This window comes from Roseateles saccharophilus (assembly GCF_004342485.1).
Taxonomy (GTDB): Bacteria; Pseudomonadota; Gammaproteobacteria; order Burkholderiales; family Burkholderiaceae_C; genus Pelomonas; species Pelomonas saccharophila.
Window position 1 is genome coordinate 202,738 of the sequence record NZ_SMBU01000001.1, and the last position, 16,364, is coordinate 219,101.

The 16,364-nt window shown below is 64.2% G+C and carries 17 protein-coding genes; all 17 read right to left on the minus strand.

Annotated features, from left to right (window positions below; all coding sequences use genetic code 11):
- Nucleotides 1-197: 197 nt before the first annotated feature.
- The 17 genes from EV671_RS00850 to EV671_RS00930 all read right to left on the minus strand — a co-directional run bounded on the left by EV671_RS00850 (nucleotide 198) and on the right by EV671_RS00930 (nucleotide 16,333).
- Nucleotides 198-1,871: a GTPase domain-containing protein gene (locus EV671_RS00850; RefSeq protein WP_132569118.1), complete on the minus strand. Its 1,674-nt coding sequence runs from the start codon at nucleotides 1,869-1,871 to the stop codon at nucleotides 198-200.
- On the minus strand, nucleotides 1,868-4,114 hold the full coding sequence (locus tag EV671_RS00855; protein ID WP_165917434.1) for a GTPase: 2,247 nt from the start codon (nucleotides 4,112-4,114) through the stop codon (nucleotides 1,868-1,870). Before EV671_RS00855 ends, EV671_RS00850 begins: the two co-directional genes overlap by 4 nt.
- A 253-nt stretch (nucleotides 4,115-4,367) precedes the next feature.
- Nucleotides 4,368-5,552 carry a potassium channel family protein gene (locus EV671_RS00860; RefSeq protein WP_132569120.1) on the minus strand — a complete coding sequence of 395 codons (1,185 nt, stop codon included), beginning with the start codon at nucleotides 5,550-5,552 and terminating at the stop codon, nucleotides 4,368-4,370.
- A gap of 474 nt (nucleotides 5,553-6,026) precedes the next feature.
- Nucleotides 6,027-6,434, minus strand: coding sequence for a flagellar basal body rod protein FlgB (flgB, locus tag EV671_RS00865; RefSeq protein ID WP_132569121.1), 408 nt, complete (start codon nucleotides 6,432-6,434; stop codon nucleotides 6,027-6,029).
- Nucleotides 6,435-6,584: 150 nt separating this feature from the next.
- Complete coding sequence (gene fliE / locus EV671_RS00870) at nucleotides 6,585-6,893, minus strand: flagellar hook-basal body complex protein FliE (protein ID WP_132569122.1); 309 nt, start codon at nucleotides 6,891-6,893, stop codon at nucleotides 6,585-6,587.
- Nucleotides 6,894-6,980: 87 nt separating this feature from the next.
- The gene (locus EV671_RS00875) at nucleotides 6,981-8,606 is read right to left on the minus strand and encodes a methyl-accepting chemotaxis protein (protein ID WP_132569123.1); all 1,626 of its coding nucleotides are present in this window, start codon (nucleotides 8,604-8,606) and stop codon (nucleotides 6,981-6,983) included.
- Nucleotides 8,607-8,630: 24 nt separating this feature from the next.
- Nucleotides 8,631-10,730, minus strand: a complete 2,100-nt coding sequence (locus EV671_RS00880) for a putative bifunctional diguanylate cyclase/phosphodiesterase (protein WP_132569124.1) — start codon at nucleotides 10,728-10,730, stop codon at nucleotides 8,631-8,633.
- A 281-nt stretch (nucleotides 10,731-11,011) separates the two neighbouring features.
- A complete protein-coding gene (locus EV671_RS00885) occupies nucleotides 11,012-11,341 on the minus strand; it encodes a hypothetical protein (protein WP_132569125.1) in 330 nt (109 codons plus the stop codon).
- A gap of 57 nt (nucleotides 11,342-11,398) precedes the next feature.
- Entirely contained in the window at nucleotides 11,399-11,830 is a 432-nt protein-coding gene (locus tag EV671_RS00890; RefSeq protein ID WP_165917435.1) for a CzcE family metal-binding protein, read from the minus strand.
- A 40-nt stretch (nucleotides 11,831-11,870) separates the two neighbouring features.
- On the minus strand, nucleotides 11,871-12,227 hold the full coding sequence (locus tag EV671_RS00895; protein WP_132569127.1) for a CzcE family metal-binding protein: 357 nt from the start codon (nucleotides 12,225-12,227) through the stop codon (nucleotides 11,871-11,873).
- A gap of 72 nt (nucleotides 12,228-12,299) precedes the next feature.
- Entirely contained in the window at nucleotides 12,300-12,773 is a 474-nt protein-coding gene (locus tag EV671_RS00900) for a hypothetical protein (protein ID WP_132569128.1), read from the minus strand.
- Between the two features lie 121 nt (nucleotides 12,774-12,894).
- On the minus strand, nucleotides 12,895-13,299 hold the full coding sequence (locus tag EV671_RS00905) for a hypothetical protein (protein ID WP_132569129.1): 405 nt from the start codon (nucleotides 13,297-13,299) through the stop codon (nucleotides 12,895-12,897).
- Nucleotides 13,300-13,493: 194 nt separating this feature from the next.
- The gene (locus EV671_RS00910; protein WP_132569130.1) at nucleotides 13,494-14,660 is read right to left on the minus strand and encodes a hypothetical protein; all 1,167 of its coding nucleotides are present in this window, start codon (nucleotides 14,658-14,660) and stop codon (nucleotides 13,494-13,496) included.
- 113 nt (nucleotides 14,661-14,773) lie between these two features.
- Nucleotides 14,774-15,238 (minus strand): Cu(I)-responsive transcriptional regulator, encoded by a 465-nt coding sequence (gene cueR, locus EV671_RS00915; protein ID WP_132569131.1) that lies wholly within the window; start codon nucleotides 15,236-15,238, stop codon nucleotides 14,774-14,776.
- A gap of 82 nt (nucleotides 15,239-15,320) precedes the next feature.
- Nucleotides 15,321-15,542, minus strand: coding sequence for a hypothetical protein (locus EV671_RS00920; protein ID WP_132569132.1), 222 nt, complete (start codon nucleotides 15,540-15,542; stop codon nucleotides 15,321-15,323).
- Nucleotides 15,542-15,889, minus strand: a complete 348-nt coding sequence (locus EV671_RS00925) for a copper-binding protein (RefSeq protein WP_132569133.1) — start codon at nucleotides 15,887-15,889, stop codon at nucleotides 15,542-15,544. The genes EV671_RS00920 and EV671_RS00925 overlap by 1 nt, the downstream gene beginning before the upstream one ends.
- Before the next feature lie 93 nt (nucleotides 15,890-15,982).
- Nucleotides 15,983-16,333, minus strand: a complete 351-nt coding sequence (locus tag EV671_RS00930; RefSeq protein WP_132569134.1) for a CzcE family metal-binding protein — start codon at nucleotides 16,331-16,333, stop codon at nucleotides 15,983-15,985.
- Nucleotides 16,334-16,364 lie beyond the last annotated feature (31 nt).

Below are 16,364 nucleotides of genomic sequence, written 5' to 3' on the forward strand. Positions count from 1 at the left end.
CCTATGCGAACTGCGTTATTCGTCTGGGGAGATGCGCTCTACGCACCGCCCGCTCGGACTGCAGAACCGACTGTGAACAGAGTCGACCTCGAAGAGTGCGTACGGCTCATGCACGAACGAATGGGCCTGCTTGCGGTGAGTTGGTTCTCTTGGTCATGAGTTATCCGATCGCGCAGACAAGGACGGCGCTGGCAACTTTATGCAGGGCTCGCGGCCTCGAGCTGAATGCGCACTTCCTCCACAAGCCCAGACAACCGCTGCGCAAGCGCTGTCCTGTGGTCGCCGCCGGCCACGATTTCACGGGCTAGGACCGAAGCATCTTTGAGAGGGTTGTCGTAGAGCTGGGCAAGCAGCACGTCACCCTGCTCGTGTAGCACGGCATCAAACTGGCGGGCGATGTCATTGAAGCTGGCGCGCATGTCGGCGCGCAGCGTGCGAAGCTGCCTTTCGGCCTTTTCCTTCGCCTCCTCCTCGCGGTAGTTGAAGTAGGCCTCGGCGATTGCCACCAGGGGGCCGGCGACTTTGCTGCCAGCACCTACCCAGCGATCAAGCTTGACCTTGCCCCACGGCTTGAACTTGCCACCGAAGAACTTGAAGATGCGGGCAAGCACCTCCGTCACCTGCTTGGAGTTTTCGTTGACTGCCTTGGCAGCCTTTCGCACGCCCTCGGCCACGGCCTTGCGCGTCTTGGGCGAAAGGCCTGCCCCTCCGCTGCCTACGTCCGGCCGCTTGAGGTCGACCTCGAACTCCGCGCGCACCTGCTGCGCCAGCGCCGAGCCATCGATGTCGTCGAGCCGAGCCATCAGATCGCTGGCCAGCCGCCCGTGAAGAACGTTCAGCTTGTCGCTGACCTCTTGCACGATGCGCTGCAAGGCTTGCTCTGCATCGGCTGCCGCGACGTCCATTTCTTCCATGCTGGCACGGTCGTCGAGCAGCTTCAGCAGCTTCTCTGCCGGCTGCACAAGACGCGCGCGCGCCTCGCTGCGCAGATGGCCCAGTTCTGCACGAGCCCGCCCGCGCTCCTCGTTCAGCGCGAATATTTGCCGCCGCACCAGGTCAGTCGCACGCGAGCGCGACCCGTCGTCGACGAGCGCTCGGCTGACAGCGTCGTTGAGGATTTCCAATAGCTGCTGAAGGGGACGCCGCTGCTGCGCGATGACACCGTGCCGATCGCAAAACGCATCGATGGCAGCAATCAACCCCTCGAAGCGCGATGAGGACAACTTGCGGGCGGCCTTCTGCGGATCCTCTGCCTTGCGAGACGCCAGGTACTCCCGCGTCGAGACAACCACCGGACCGAAGTCGTCGATCGACAACGGCTGGATCTCCTCAGCCAGCACACCCGAGATGAACTGCGCCGCCTCTTCCGGCGTGCGGCCCGCCAGATTGAAGCGGTCAAACTTGTTGACCACCAGGAGCATCTGCTGACGCTTGCCCAGGTCGACCGCGGCGCGCATGAAGTAGGGCAGGCTTTCAGGGTTGAACAGCTCGTTGGAGACCACAAACAGCAGCAGGTCCGCGTCGGTGATTGCCTGCCTGGCGATCTGGTCGTGGTCGGCATGCCCGGACAAGGTGCCTGGCATGTCGACCAGGAGCAAGTCGCCATAGGGGTACTCGTGCACCTCTGTCGTGGTGACGCCACCGCCAGCAGGCACCTCCAGTCCAGTCAGCGCTTCGACCAGGCTGCTCTTGCCAACCTCATACACGCCAGCCAGCGCCAGCTTGAGCCGTCCAGGGTCGATGGTCACGCGTGTATCGACGGCGTCCCTGAGGTCCACGAACTCGGTGCCGGCGGCGTCCAGGGTTGCGAGGGCCTGGGCCTTGAGCGAGCGAGCGGCCTGTTTGGTCTGTTGGTAGCGGGTCTGGGTCATCTGGATCCTCGGTCAAGTGCGTCCCCGGCTCGCAAAACGATGGGCGTGCCGAGGACTTCTTCTGCAAGCATCAGGTTGCGCCGCTGGCGGCCGTAGACAGCGCCGGCTTCGCGATGGGGAAGCGTGACCTGCACGCCTTTGCTGGAGGCAACCTCGACGCCGCTGGGTGGAACCCGGCCAGGAGCCAGTGCCTCGCACACCATTCGCGGCGACAGCCCACTGCCATCGTCCTCGATGACGTCTACCGGATGACCCGTGTGTTCCCGCAGTGTGCGGATGAATTCGCCGCCGCGCCCGAGCACGAGGCCCATAACGGGGCGTCGCCCATCGCCTCGCACCAAGATCTTGGCGCGGTACTGCATCCATTGCGACGCATCGACCAGCGTGGCCCGACCTTCCTGGAAGGCCGGATGCATGGAGCGCAGCAGGGCGTCAAACGACTGCCGGGCGAGCGCGTGACGGGCGCGGTGCAATTCGCCCACAAGCGCGCGGCCTTGCTGTGAAACGGCCTGCAGCGCTTGCGAGTACGCGTCCAGCAGCTGCTCCACGCCGTCTCGGGTGGGCCTGACGAGCTCGAGCACCCAGGTGGACAACTCTTCATGAAGTGCCCGGTGGCGCTCCCACAGGACGTCACGCATCTGCTCACGCAGGCCACGCTGGGCGCCCTTTCGATCCTTCAAGCCGCTGGATGTCACAAGGTCACCGGCCTTGCTCGCCACGCGGTTCGCGACGTACCCGCCGATCAGCCCGCCAAAAAGACCGAGCAGACCACCGATGGCGGCCCCAACCGGGCCGCCGATGGCAACACCCGCGGCCGCACCGAGTTCAGCGCCTGCCCAGGCGCCCCCAAGGCTGGCCGCAGCCGTGCCGACCGTACGGATTCCCTTGCCCAAGCGCAACTTCCATGCGCCGGTGTTTAAGTCGGTGTCGCCAAGGCGGAAGTCGCCCTGATCCTCCGCCGCCGCAAGCGACACCGCCGCAGTCAGGTCTTGCCCCAGGGAATCCCGGAAGTACTCCAGGTTGCGGCGGGTGCGGTCGATCACATCCTGCTGAATCTCTTTGCGGCGCCTCTCCACCTCGTCCCAGCGACAGGCCTGTTTGAACGCTTCATTGACCGAGCCGGTACGGTCTTCGCGGGCGAACGCCCAAGCCAGCTCATGAAGCTCATCGTGGACCCTGCGGAAGTGATCCTTGAATCCCTCCAAGTCCCGCTGCGAATCCAGGACTACGCGGGCGAACAGCCGCCCGGCCTCCTGGCGCTTGCGCGACAACTCCGCAAGCTGCCGCTCGATTGCTGGCAATTCAGCCTCAAGGTCCGCAGCAATGCTTTGCGCGTAGTGCTGCAGCGAGTCGAAAGCCGCGGTCGCCCGGATCGATACGCCGCGCTGGTCGATGGTGCCGGCGATGTAGCCGATGACATCGTCGATGCGGCTTTCGCGCCAGAGGTACTCGCGCGCTATCGGATCCACGGCGCGCTGCGCCTCGAACGCCGCATTGGCGCAATACGGGATGACTGTCGCCGGGTCGCCGGGGAATACCTCGCGCAGGCGGTCGCGGATGAAGGAAATCCGCTGCTCCATCTCTTGTGGATCGAAGGCGTCCTCTGCCTCGCCCAACAGAATGGGATTATTCGCCGCCTTCACGTTCAGCAGCACCACCAGGTGCTTGTTCTGTCCTCGCACCTCGCGCATGCGCAGGAACAACTCAGGCTCGATAGAGTCGTCGGTGACCACCATGCAGATCAGGTCGGCTCGATCAACGTAGGCCTGTGCGACCCCGTGAAGTTCCTCCCTGAACCCGAGCAGCCCTGGCGTGTCGATCAGCGTGATGCCGTCCCAGCGCTCGCCGCGCACATTGCGGGTGAAGTCAGGATCCCCGGCGCCAATGGTGCTGCCGTCTCCGGCCGTGAGTGCCTCGATCGTCGTCGACTTGCCGGCCATGGTCTTGCCAAAGAACATGACCGTGAACTCGTCCAACTCTCGGCGCCGCTGACCGTGCGCCAGGCGTAGATCTCCGAAGCGGATGCGGATTCGATCGCGCTTCTCGGTCACCAGAGGCGCGATGGCCTCCTTCACTGCCGCGTCCCGCGTGTCGCTCATGGCCGCGTGCTGCTTCGCGGCCACGGCCAGTGCCTTGTCAAAGCGCTTCAGGGCCGCCTGGATTTGCTCAAAGACGGGCTCGGCCTCATCGAACTTCGAACGCGCCGCCTGGCTGCACCGCGCCAGCGTCTGGGCGAGGTTCACGCGACCCAGGCGCGGCGGCTTGCGCGCCGGCCCACCCTTGCGGACCGGGGCTTTGCGGCTCTCGATCGACGGCTCTTGGCCTCTGCTTGCCGGCCGATTGGGCATCGTCTTCGCACTCCCTCATGCGTTTATGGCCTAGTGTCGGCCGCCGCGAGCCGCGACCTCTGCGACTGGCGGGCAACCTGTCGAGCGTCACGTGCGCAGTCGCTAACGCCGTGAACTATTTGACATTCAATCTGCGCCGTGGCTGGGGCTATTCGATGTGGCGGCGCGTGAGGCTGACGAGGAGCGCGCTGGACAGCACGATCCCAAGCAGCCCTTCGAGCACCGCAAGGAATCGCGCGAAACCCATCGGCGTGATGTCTCCGTATCCGATCGTCGTAAACGTCAGGCCGGAAAAGTAGAGGGCCTCACGGAAGGTCTCAACGTGCTTTTGCTCGAATCTCAAGTCGCCGTAAAGGTACGCGATAGAAAAAATGAAGATCGTTGCCGCGGCCAAACCCACGATACGCATGGGCTTGACCAATGCTCCAGTCAGGAAGATCAAGGCAGTCCTGAAGTTGCCGGGACTTTCAGCGAGCGCCCGCTGATACTTCAGCTCCGCCGCCTGTTTTCGGCTGTAGCGGTCCTCGGAATGTTCCTGCAGGAAGTCCAAGGTCTCGCCGACGCGCCGCGCAGCCTCGCCGCGACTGATCTCATCGGCCGCTTCGTCAAACAACTGGCGCGGTGGGATGCTGAAAGGCTTGAACGCAGCGGGGCTACGGCGCAGCCATGTCCATGACTTGGGATGTTGCTGAAGGGAACGCATGTCCACCTGCCCGGGCGGGAACCGAACTGACTTGAATTTGCCATCGGTAACTTCCAGCGTGCCTAGCTGGTTGTAGGCCACTGACAGCGCATCACAGGTGAGTCGCATCAGCTGCGTGGAGGCGAAGGCACACCCATTCACTTGCAAATCGTCGCTCTGAAAATTGTCCAGTCGAAGCAAGGGCGAGCGCACGTCCGTCAGGCTCGCGGGAGACACCGGGAACTCATTGCCGGAGACGATCAGTCTCTCGCCGACGACGACCGTATCCAGGCTCAGCTTGATGGGACGTTCGATCTTGTTCCCAATGATCAAGGAGCCTAGGAACGCGCAGTCCAGGATGATGATGTTGGAGCTGTTCTGGAGGAGCACCTCGTCGCAATCGACGATCACTTCTCGAATCTTGAAGTCTGGGTGGTGCCAGCGGTTCTCATCGTCCAGTCCAAGATCCTTGGCGGTGACAACTTGGAACTCGGCCTCGCCGTGCTTGATGACCGAGCGCCCGGCGATCCAGTCGCGCAGGCTCTGCTGGTCATGAATTCCGTTGTCGCGCAGCAGCTCCAGCAAATGGCCCATCTGCTTGACGCGACCTGGACGAGTGCCGTCACCGTTTTCGAAGTACTGCAGTTTCATGGAATCTCCCTCCCACTGGCTGGCGCCGACACATGCTTGACGGTCCGCCGTACGTCGGCACCAGTATCTCCAACGGCGGCCCGTTCCTTGGGTGATTGGCAGGCTCTCAGCCCGTGACGAAGTGCAGGTCTCAGCGCTTTAAATCGCTCGGCAGGACAGCCTCGCTGCGACAAGCATTCAGCCTCGTGAAAGGCGAAGTCGGTACATTGGTATGTGAGACGCCGCTTTCGCGCGCCTCCCTGCTTTTCCTCCCTGAGCAGGAGCCAGATCTGCAAGACAGCGATTCGGCTTTCCGCCCCGGCCTTGCGCCGGGGTTTTCTTTTTCCGGCACGGGAGCGGCACCCGGTGGACGAAGCTTGCGTTGGCGAAATGGACCTTCGCGCCCGCCACCCTGGTGGCACGGCCACTGTGGCGCCCGTCGAAACGAGCGCGACCGCCCAGAGCATGAAGGTGCTCCCGCTCAGCTTGACCATCTCAGCGCGTACCTTTGATGATCTCCAGCATCATCTTTGCGTGACCACTGATGAACTGCAGAGTTGACTGGTACTTGATTGTGTTCTCGGCAAACGCGGCGCGCTCCCGATCCATATCTACAGTGTTGCGGTCGAGATTGGTTTGGCTCGGCATCGCGTACACAAGGTGGCGCTCGACGCGTGCTGCCGTGGCCTGAGCGCTGAGGTCGCCCGCCTTAGCTTGCGCCGCCCCGGCGGACGCAATGCCACTTGTAGCGTCGCGCAATGCTTCCGCGAAATCCAGGTCCCGCGCCACATAGCCAGGTGTGTCCGCGTTTGCGATGTTGCTCGCAATCAGGCGCTGGCGCTCAGCCCTCAAGACCAGAGCCTGAGCATCGAAGTTCATTCCATCGGTCAGTCGATTGATCATGGTGCACTTCCTTAGCGATCCGACGAACCTCGCCCTGCAGGGTCATCAGCTAGAGGTAGAGGATCTTTTCAAGACGGGCGCGCCGCGCGGCCTTCTGGCGATACGCAGATACGGCGGCCAGCCGCACTTAGCAGGTTGGCGAAGACGCCCCTACACCTGCATATTCATGATGTCGCTGTAGGCCTGAACGAGCTTGTTGCGGACCTGCAGCGTGGCCTGCATCGCGATGCCGGCCTTTTGGCCGGCAACCATCGTTTCCTCAAGACTGACCGTTGGGTTGTCTAAGGTGAACTCGTCCTGAAGCCTTCCCGCCTCCTTCCCTAGCGCGCTGGTTGTCTTCAGAGCGTCTGCCAGGGCATCCTGGAATCCCGTCTCGTGAACAGGCGTGCTCTTCCGAAGTAGCTGGCTCGCGCGAGTAGCTGACTCGATCGAATCCAGCGGTTTCATACTGAGCTCCATAGAACCTCCTAGGGTGAATCACTCCAGCTGTTGCGGCAGAGTGGGGTGGGATGGGGTTGCGTGCGACATTGCCGCCGGCGTTTGCGCCTAGTTGGCTGACGCAGCACCGTCCCCCAACTGGAAAGTCGCCACCAGGCCTTGCAGCGTTGCCGCCTGGTCCCTGAGCAGCTGGGCCGCAGCGCTGGCCTCCTCGACCAGGGCAGCGTTGCTTTGCGTGTCCCGGTCCAGGCCGGTCAGGGCCCCGTGGATGGCATTGACCTCGGACGCCTGCGACCGGCTGGCCGTGCTGATGCCTTGCATGTCCAGGGCAAGGCCGCGCGCGTACTCGAGGATCCGACCCATCTGGTCGTGCATCCGAGCAGCGCCCTTCTCGCCTTCCGCGATGGCTTGGACCGACTGCGCGACGACCTGGCGGATTTGCTCGGCCAGGGCCTGGCTGCTTCTGGCAAGCGACCGGACCTCACCGGCGACGACCGCAAATCCCCTGCCGGCTTCTCCAGCGCGGGCTGCCTCGACCGCTGCGTTGAGGCTGAGCAGATGACTTTGCGCTGCCAGCCCCTCGATGCTCTCCACCAGTTCCCGGATGCTCGTCGCTTGCCGGGCCAGTTCCTGCATCGTCACGCGTGCGGCGTTGGCTGTGTCGAAACCGATGCGCCCTGCTTCCGCTGTCTCGGCGGCCAGCCTCTCCACGGTGATGGCGCTCTGGGCATTGCCGTCCACGGCGTGGCGGATCCGCTCCACACTCGCGCTGGTGGTCTGCAGCGAGGCCGCCGCGGTCTCCGTTCGATGCGACAGCTCGGTGTTGCCAGCCGCAATCTGCGCGGCCGCCTGCGCCACACCTTCGCTGGCCAGCTGGATCTCCCCGACGAGCCGAGTCAGGCCGCCGCCGGCGCTGCTCAGAGACGCCAGAAGACGGTCACCGTCGTCACGGCTGCTGGCCAGCAGCGGGTCGGCCTGTGGAAGGCGCAGGTCGCCCTGGGCGATTCGCCCAGCCCACTCACTGGCCCGTTTCAACCGGCGGCGGATACCGATGGCCTGCAGGCTCGCTGTGGTCGCGGCGAGCAGGAGGCCCACCAGCCCGACGACCACCAGATGGGTCTTTGCGCCGTCGACGGCATCTCGGCTCGACTGCGCCGCCGCCTGCGCCCGTTGCCGCTCGGCTTGCCGCAGCTGGGTCACCTGTTCCTGCAGTCCTTGGAACTGCTGGTCGGCGGCCGTCATCAGGCGCTCGGCTGCAGGAAGATCTTTGCCGCCCGTATCGACGGCCTCCTGGGCCGCCTTGGCGAACGCGTCAAAGGACTGTGTGATGGCCTCGAATCGCCGGTGCTCCCCTTCGTCCCAAAAGCCGCTGTCGGTCTGGGCGTGAAGCAGGCCTTCGGTCTCCGACTTCAAGGCATGGACACGCCGCGCGCTTTCCGCGACCACATCGGCAGAGAGGCCGGCCGAGGCCTGCGTGAACACCTGATAGCTCGCTTCCCGAAAGGTCGCGATGCGGACGTCCAGCTCGCCCACGAACTCCGTCGCTGGAAGCCTTTCGTCGTTGAACTCGTCGGCGGCAGCCTGTGCGTTGGTCAGGCCATGCCAGCCTGCAACGCCCACGAAGGCCAGTGCGGCCGAGGCCAGCAGTGGCGTGATGGCGAGCTTGATCGCGAGAGGGGTGGCACGCCAACGGTGTGCGAGTGACGGCCTGCGGTAGGGGAGTTTGGGTGACATGGCAACGCTTTAGCGGCGGGTGAATCAAGCCAGTACGGACTGGCCGGCAAAGTCGTCCTCATTGATCGGCTCTGAGATCAGGTAGCCCTGAATCAGATCCACTCCGCAGCGCCTGAGGACTTGGAGCTCGCCAACCGTCTCCACACCTTCAGCAGTGACGGTGAGACCCAAGCTGTGACCCAGGTCGACGATGGCGTTGAGCAGGTTCTGCCTGCGGGTGTCGTGATCGACGTTGCTGACGAAGCTCCGGTCGATCTTGAGTTCCTGAACCGGCAGGCGCTGCAGGTAGGCCAGCGATGACTGGCCTGTCCCGAAGTCATCCAGCGCCAGGGTGACGCCGACCGCACGGAGCGCCGTGAGCACCTTCACCGGACCATTGCCAGAGGCCAGGAGTCCGCTCTCCGTCACCTCCAGCTGCAGTCGCGACGGATCGACGCCGCCCGCCTCAAGCTGGGTGGCAAGCCACGCCGGCAGATCGGTGTCCAGGAGATCAAGCGTCGATATGTTCACGGCGAGGTAGCAGCCTGGCGCCTGAAGGGCAGGCAGATGGGCCAGGTTGCGGATCGCACGGCGCAGCATCCAGCGGGTGAGGTCCCGAATGCGCCCCGTCTGCTCAGCGAACGGGATGAACTCGCCCGGGCTGATGAACCCGCGGGTCGGGTGCTGCCAACGAACCAGTGCTTCGGCACCAACGAGCGCCCCACTGACGGCGTCCACCTTGGGCTGAAGGAACTGGCGCAGGTGATCCTGTTCAACCGCCACGCGCAAGGCAGAGAGCAAGCTGAGGTGACTTTCCCGTGCCCGCTCCCAGCGCGGGTCAAAACGCATGCAACGGACCTTCGCTCGCTTGGCCTCGTACATCGCTGCCTCGGCGCGCTGCAGCAACAGGTCGATGCCAGATCCTTGCGCGGCGGGGTCGGCACAGTCGGCTGGGAACATCGCAGCCCCGAGGGTCACGGCGACATCCAAGGTATGCCCCCGCCAGTCCAGGCTGTGTTCCAGATCGGCCTGGAGCCGCGAGATTCGGGGACTCACATCGTGGTCAGCCTCGATGGGCAGCAGCGCGACGAGCGCGCCACCACTCAGTCGGCCCAGCACGGACTGCTGGTCGCACGCATCCCGAAGGCGCGACGCAAGCACCTTGAGCAGCGCATCTCCCGCCTCGAATCCCAGTACGGCGTTGATGCTCTTGAGCCGGTCAACGTCCAGACAGATCAGCAGCGCCATGGAGCCCTGCTGATCGCGTTGATGCAGCAGCGCCTGGCCCTCGCGCAGGAAGCGCGTTCGGCCCGGTAGCCGGGTGAGTGCCTCGGTCTCTGCAGCGTCGACTCGTGCCGCCTCGCGATCGGCCACCGCTTGCGCGAGCTGGTTCAAGGATCGGCTCAAGGCACCGACCTCGTCGCGCGCCCTGTCGTCCAGCCGATGCTCGTAGTGCCCGGCAGCGATTCGCTGGGCGCTGGTCTTCGTCAGCGCCAACGGCCTCACGATGCCGCGGGCGACAAGGGCGGACAGGGTCAAGCCGAGCACGAGCGCGGCGGTGCACAGGGCGAGCACGATCTGGCGGTCCCGCGCCACAAGCTCCTGCAACGCCACCGCGTTGTGGTCCAACTCGGCCTGCTCCGCTTCGTTGTACCTGCCCAAGGCCTCGACGAGCGCGGTGAGCGAAGCCTCGGTGCGACCACCGATGGCCCGCCGGGCGGCAAGCAGATCGTCCGCCTCGATCAGATCCACGGTGTTCGCGTAGTCCGCCCTGAACGCTCGCAACCGCTCTTCGACGACGGGAAAGACCGTGTGCACGCGCTCGGCGACGTTCGCGAGGCGGAGCATCGCCACGGCCTCATCCAGCCTGCGGTTTGCTTCGTCGATGGCCTTGTAGGCGGCTACACGACCCTCGCGGGGCGCACCGATCAGGACAAGAAGTTTGCGGGCTGCGATCTCCGCGTTCATGTTGACGCTTTGAGACCGGGCCAGCGTCTGCTGCCGATGTTCGACAGCCTCGCGCATGCTCCGCGACAGATCGTCTAGCCGCTTGATGCTGACGCCCGCCAGAGACAGGGTCAGCAGCAGCAGTGCCGCATTGCTCAGCTGAAGCCGAACACCGATTCGCAGATCGCCGAACCTCACGCTCTGCCTCGCCCCATCAGGCGGATGCCTGACATGCAGGCCTTGGGTTTCCCGCGCACCATTGGTACGTCTCCTCCCCGTAGTACAGATATGGCATTCGCGCCGCTGCTGCGACGTCTTAGCCGAGGCCCAGACAGTCGCCTAGAAAGAGGTCTTCCTTACAGCGCACATCCGGATTTCCAGCCCACCCCAACCGAGGCGAAAGCCGCCTCGATCGAGGGGGCGCATTGGCACGACGGGCACCGTCAACTTGGACATGCTGACGGCGCCGTCGCGCGGACTTACATCCCTGCGTCGCGGCATGCCTGCTGCGCGGCTTCGTACTCGGCCTGGCGCTTGGCCGTGATGTAGGGCGACGTCGTCGCGCGAGGGCCATGGTCGAGCTGCTTGGATGGCGCCGGAGGCGGGCAGGTCATGTGGTCATGCGCGGGCTGAGCGGTCGCCGGCGCGGACGCAGCCGCCGATGCGGGCGCCTCCGCCTGCTGCTGGACATAGGCCGTTTGCTTGGCCTTGCGAGCCAGCTCGATGGTTGCCCAATCGGGGCCGGCAAAGGCGGAGATGGCCGAGCCGAGCATCAGGCCGGCGACGAGCAGTTGGGTGAACTTCTTCATGATGAGCTTTGAATCAGGGTTGAACGGTGGGTCGATGAGGCGTTGGGCTGACCGGGATCAGTTGCCTTCGATGGCTGCATTGCGGGAGACGTACACGGTGACGCCCTGCGAGCCCGGCGTGCCGGCCGGTGCGATGCGATCCAACGTGAAGGGGCGCTGGGGCACACCGTCGAAGCGCCAGGCGAAGGCCTTGGCGTCGCCGCCGTCACCGACGACGAACCGAACGCTTTCCATCCGCGTGACATTGACCCAGTGCGTGTGGTCGTCGATGTGGATCGTGCGATCGGCTTGATCCAGCGACACCGGCACACCGAGAGGGTTCTTGATGCCGGAGGTGGCAGGTGCGGCAGCGGAGCCGGCATCACCAGCGCTGGTGCCGGTGCCAACTTGCGGATGGGTGTACTGGCGGGGGTTGATGTGGGCCTGGGCGCTAGAGAGCGCAAGGCCGAAAGCGACTGCGGAAACGAGGGTGCGAATAGCGGTGTTCATGAGTACTTCCTTGGTTCGTGTTGTGGGGTGGGACAGCGGCTTAGCGCCCGCCATCGACCTGTTCGTTGCGCGCCACGTAGACGATCACCTCATGGCTGCCGACCGCGTCGGCCGGTGCGATCTGGTCCAGCTTCACCCAGCGTTGGGGCAGGCCGTCGAAGCGCCAGGTGAAGGTCTTGGCGTCCGGGCCGCTACCGACTTCGAAGCGGACGGTCTCCATCCGCTTGACGTTGACCCAGCGTGTCTTGGCGTCGATGTGGACGGTGCGATCAGCCTGCTCTTGCGAAGCGGGGGAGCCGAGCAGGTCGTTCATGCGGGGCATGGCTTGCACGGGGCCGCTCGAGTAGGCAAGCGCGCTGATGGCGGCGGTGACGAAGGTGGCGACGATGGTCTTCATGATTGATTTCCTGTAGGTAAGAAGTAGCGAAAAGGTCTGGATGTCGGGAGTGCGGGGAACTGCTTGCAGGAGTCAATGAAGCCAACGACAGAAAGCGATGCGAACAGGCAGCGGCAAGGGCGGAGCGCTGGCGATAGCGCCCGAACAGCTGGTGTGGGGGATCGTGTGCAGGACCGCCAGGTCACAGGCGGCGATCGGCGGAACGAAGGTGCCGGCGCTCCCGGGCTCTGCGGTTTCGACGCAAGGACAGTCCGCGCACGGCGTGTCCTCGTTCACAAAGGCGGTAGCAGAGGGCCCCGGTGAAGTTGCTGCAAGGCCTTGGGTGTCGGTGCGCTTTGCATCGAGAGCGCTGGCCTGGACACCAGCACCGGACATCAGCAGCGCAGCCACTGAGGCTGCAGACAGCCGCTGCACGTACGAGACACAAGTCGCCGCCAGCGCGCGTGATCCGGCTGGAAAACGCAGCAACTGCGTGCGAGCTTTGCGCACGCCGGGCGACAGCGCGCTTGCCTGGCTATCGCCGGGCGCGATGGATTGGGGGTTCATGACTGCTCCTGCAGGGACCCGAGGGCCGGCGTCCTGCCCGCGGGGACGCGGGGCGATGGACGCGCTCGAAGAACGCGACGCGCACGGTGATCACGTGCCGCGCGTGGACGAGCTCAGGAGGTCAAGTGCGCAGTACGCAGTGCAGGATGGCGTGCGGCGGTGGCGGCACATCCAGGAGGGGATCCGTGGCAGCGACGGCTTGTGCGCCAGCAGTGTCGGCTTCAACACCGGTCAAGACGTAGAACAGGCCAGGCGTGGGCTGCGCGATCACCGGGGCGGGCGAGGCGTCGTTGGCCTGCTGCCCAGTCTTGCAATGCTCCGCGCACAGGTTCGGCGCCTTGTGATCCAGGTCACCAGCGCCATGAGAGGCCGCGTCGACAACTTGCTCCAGGGCGTGCACCGGGGCATGTGCGCTCCCGTATTCACCCGTCGGGCAGGCGTAGCTGGCCACCGCGAACTGCGCAAACAAGACCAAGCCGATCAGCACACGGCAGATCAGTTGGTTCAGGGCGCGGGTGAATCTCATATCAGAGCAAGGTTGTCGGCGACTGGCGAGGGATAAGCGGTGCCGAAGGGCGGGGCTTGGCTGCGATGTACGTAAGTCTTGGCCTTTCAACGGTGGCAAGGTCAAGTGCTTTTTGGAGTCGGCAGCAATTTCCTGAGAAATTTCACGGACGACGCCCGTCGCCGAGCTGGCCAAAATCAGCCAAGCGACGCCGCCTACCTGTCGAGCGACGGGCCGCCCTCGCGTTCAATCTGCGGCGGCAGGTCTTTGCTGAGCTGCTGACGGTGCTCGACCAGGCGCTGCTCCCACAGTGCTTTGGCCTGCGCCACCAAACTCTTCACCGGTACCACCTCTCTGCCAGCTGAGATTCCCAGCACAGTCAAGGGCACGATCGACTGCTGCGCCGCGAGATCGTCCACGAACTTCAGCACCGCCGCGCTCGTGCTGAATTCCCCATGCGCAGAGTCACCGGCCAGGCGCAACAGCGTCTCTTGAAACCGCGTCCCCCCATCACCGAGATCGATCTTGCAAGTCGAGGCGACTTTCGGCATGACCTGGGCCAACTTGTCCACGGTAGTGGATGCAAAGAACCAGAATGAGGCCGACCCCATTGCGTAGAGGCCGAAGGACCCAGATCCAGGGACGTGCACGGCCCTGAGTGCTTCGAGCTGCGTGCCCCCGGCAGCATTCGGCTCGCGGTAGACGTCCATCACCATGGAAGACGGATCGTCGGCCTGCTTCATCTGCACCCAAAACAGTCGGACGCCGCCACGTGGCACCAGGCCAGTTCCTGACACAAGGATCAGCAGGTCCGCACCGACGGAAACCTCCTTGAGCGCCGGCTTGCGGTTCTGGAAAATGTGCCCGACGGCAACGTTGACGACCGAGCCTATGTGCTTTTGGGCGTTCGCGAGTTCGGACTCCAGCGCATGGACGAAGTCAGCGGTCATGCCGTCCTCGTTCTTCGCTTGGTCGATCGCTTTCGATCCGCTGAGCGAGGCTTGGGTCAGCGCCCAGTACAGACCGGCGGGATGGATCCCGCCCCTGAAAAGTGCAGGATCGCCGAGACGGCCTCGCCGGCCTGTCATCGCCTGCCAGAGCTGCCAGGTGTTCAGCACGAACTGCCGTGGAAAGTAGACAGGTGACAGCTCAACGAGGTAGTGGTCAGTCCACTCTGCAAGGTCCAATTGAGCATTGGCATCGACAAGATCTTCCTTGGCAACGGTCAGCTTGTTCTGCAACTGCTCAGCGTTCTTGCGCGATTCCTCTAACTCGCTCGAAACCCCGGTGGCGGTGGTCTCACTGGCTTCGAGCTGACTGGCTGGAACTGCCCCCACCAGAGACAGCAGCCACACAAATATCCTCTTCAGTACGTCGACCATGACAGATGCCGGCATCAAGGGCCGGGCGAGTTGTTGTTGTGTCAGACGGAGGGTTTCCTCGGCACCTCCGCCACCAAACCTACCAATCAAGCGTACCCGGTGCCGAGCCGGACCTACTTCTTCCCCTCGCGCAGAAGCCCTTTGCGACCCGCGGGCGGACCTGCAGCGGGTTCTTCGTCGGGCTCACCTTCGCTTGAAGCAAGCTTCTTGAGGATGGGGCAATCCGGCCGCTCGTCCCCTTGGCAGCAGTCGAGCATCTCGCGCACCACGGCTTGCATGGCGTGGATCTCATCCAGCTTGGCCTGCAGCTCTGCAAGGTGCTTCTGGGCGACGGCCCGGACCTGTCGGCTTGAACGCTCACGGTTTTGCCAAAGGCTCAGCAGGTCGCGAATCTGCTCGATGGAAAACCCGGTGTCCCTGGCGCGCCGGATGAAGCGCAGCGTGTGCACATCCTGGCTCGAATACTGTCGGTATCCCGACGCCGCACGCGCGGCGGCAGGAAGCAGGTTGACGCTTTCGTAGTGGCGAATCATCTTGGCGGAAACGCCGGATGCGTTAGCGGCTTCACCGATGTTCATGTGGGGCTCCTCGATGGGGAGTTCGCAAGTTGAAGTTGACGGCTGTCGGCTGGGGCCATACGGACCTGACAGATGTCCAGGCTCACGGCCGTGCCCTCCGGCGGCGCTGCGTCTCTTTGCGTCTTCGGTCGCGGCGCTGGCGGAGTCGTTTTTCACGGCGGGCGATGAACCAGACCATCAAGACGAGGGCGGCCACCCCGATCAGCCAGAAGACCAGCAGACTCGTGACGAGCTGTCTGGGAACGCAGCGACCCGCCACCAGGATCAGGTCCGACGTCCCCGCGCAATCGGGGTGGATGGGCATCACTTCACGGCAGTGACCACGTAGCCAGCGCTGCCTTGCTGAAAGTCGAACTCGATGGCCTTATCGACCGCCGCCTTGTCCAGCAGCATCTTGTCCTTGACCAGGAAGCCCATCGTCATGGCCGGCCAGCCCAAGCTCTTGACCGGCCCGTGGGCGATGGTGAGCACGCCGGCCTTGGCGTCGATCTTCTTCACAACGCCGGTCGCGTGATGGGACTGCGACTTGGTCTGGCCCGCGGCAGGCATGCCGTCCATCGGCATGTCCTTCATCGGGTCCGATGCCCATGCGGCGGCGGCGGCAGAAGAGAGCGCGGCAATCAGGGTCAGTGTGGCGAGGTTGATCTTCATTGAGTTGTTTCCTTTGGAGGTTTGGGGCGCCGCGGCAGCACTTGTGACCGCGGCTGGACTACCGGCGTGGAGCTCGGTCTGGTGGGTGGAAGTTCAGTAGGCGTCGATCAAGTCGCTTCGGTCCATGTAGACCGTGATGTCCTGTGCGCCGATGAGGGCCGCAGCGGGCGGGATCCGGCTCAGCTTGAACGGCAGCTGCGGCGCTCCATCGAAGCGCCAGCCAAAGGACCTAGCGTCGTTGCCCTGGCCGACGACAAAGCGGATGGCTTCCATCTGCTTCACGTTGACCCAGCGCGTATGGGAGTCGATGTGGATCGCGCGCTGGGTCTGCTCGACGGGGACCTGGACGCCCGACGGATCGGTCGCAGGACTTTGGGCAGCAGCGCTGGACCAGGCAGCCGCGCATACGGCGATTGCGACGATGGATTGAGGGAGGGACTTCATGTGTTCACCTGTCAGTTGAATGGCGAGATAG

Excerpts from the sequence above, each read along its gene's own strand:
- EV671_RS00895 (WP_132569127.1), bottom strand. The coding sequence starts at position 12,227 with ATGAAGACCATCGTCGCCACCTTCGTCACCGCCGCCATCAGCGCGCTT.
- fliE (WP_132569122.1), bottom strand. The coding sequence starts at position 6,893 with ATGGAGCTCAGTATGAAACCGCTGGATTCGATCGAGTCAGCTACTCGC.
- EV671_RS00860 (WP_132569120.1), bottom strand. The coding sequence starts at position 5,552 with ATGAAACTGCAGTACTTCGAAAACGGTGACGGCACTCGTCCAGGTCGC.
- EV671_RS00920 (WP_132569132.1), bottom strand. The coding sequence starts at position 15,542 with ATGCCCATCCACCCCGATTGCGCGGGGACGTCGGACCTGATCCTGGTG.
- EV671_RS00850 (WP_132569118.1), bottom strand. The coding sequence starts at position 1,871 with ATGACCCAGACCCGCTACCAACAGACCAAACAGGCCGCTCGCTCGCTC.
- flgB (WP_132569121.1), bottom strand. The coding sequence starts at position 6,434 with ATGATCAATCGACTGACCGATGGAATGAACTTCGATGCTCAGGCTCTG.
- EV671_RS00890 (WP_165917435.1), bottom strand. The coding sequence starts at position 11,830 with ATGAACACCGCTATTCGCACCCTCGTTTCCGCAGTCGCTTTCGGCCTT.
- EV671_RS00930 (WP_132569134.1), bottom strand. The coding sequence starts at position 16,333 with ATGAAGTCCCTCCCTCAATCCATCGTCGCAATCGCCGTATGCGCGGCT.
- EV671_RS00925 (WP_132569133.1), bottom strand. The coding sequence starts at position 15,889 with ATGAAGATCAACCTCGCCACACTGACCCTGATTGCCGCGCTCTCTTCT.
- EV671_RS00900 (WP_132569128.1), bottom strand. The coding sequence starts at position 12,773 with ATGAACCCCCAATCCATCGCGCCCGGCGATAGCCAGGCAAGCGCGCTG.
- EV671_RS00885 (WP_132569125.1), bottom strand. The coding sequence starts at position 11,341 with ATGAAGAAGTTCACCCAACTGCTCGTCGCCGGCCTGATGCTCGGCTCG.
- EV671_RS00910 (WP_132569130.1), bottom strand. The coding sequence starts at position 14,660 with ATGGTCGACGTACTGAAGAGGATATTTGTGTGGCTGCTGTCTCTGGTG.
- EV671_RS00875 (WP_132569123.1), bottom strand. The coding sequence starts at position 8,606 with ATGTCACCCAAACTCCCCTACCGCAGGCCGTCACTCGCACACCGTTGG.
- cueR (WP_132569131.1), bottom strand. The coding sequence starts at position 15,238 with ATGAACATCGGTGAAGCCGCTAACGCATCCGGCGTTTCCGCCAAGATG.
- EV671_RS00905 (WP_132569129.1), bottom strand. The coding sequence starts at position 13,299 with ATGAGATTCACCCGCGCCCTGAACCAACTGATCTGCCGTGTGCTGATC.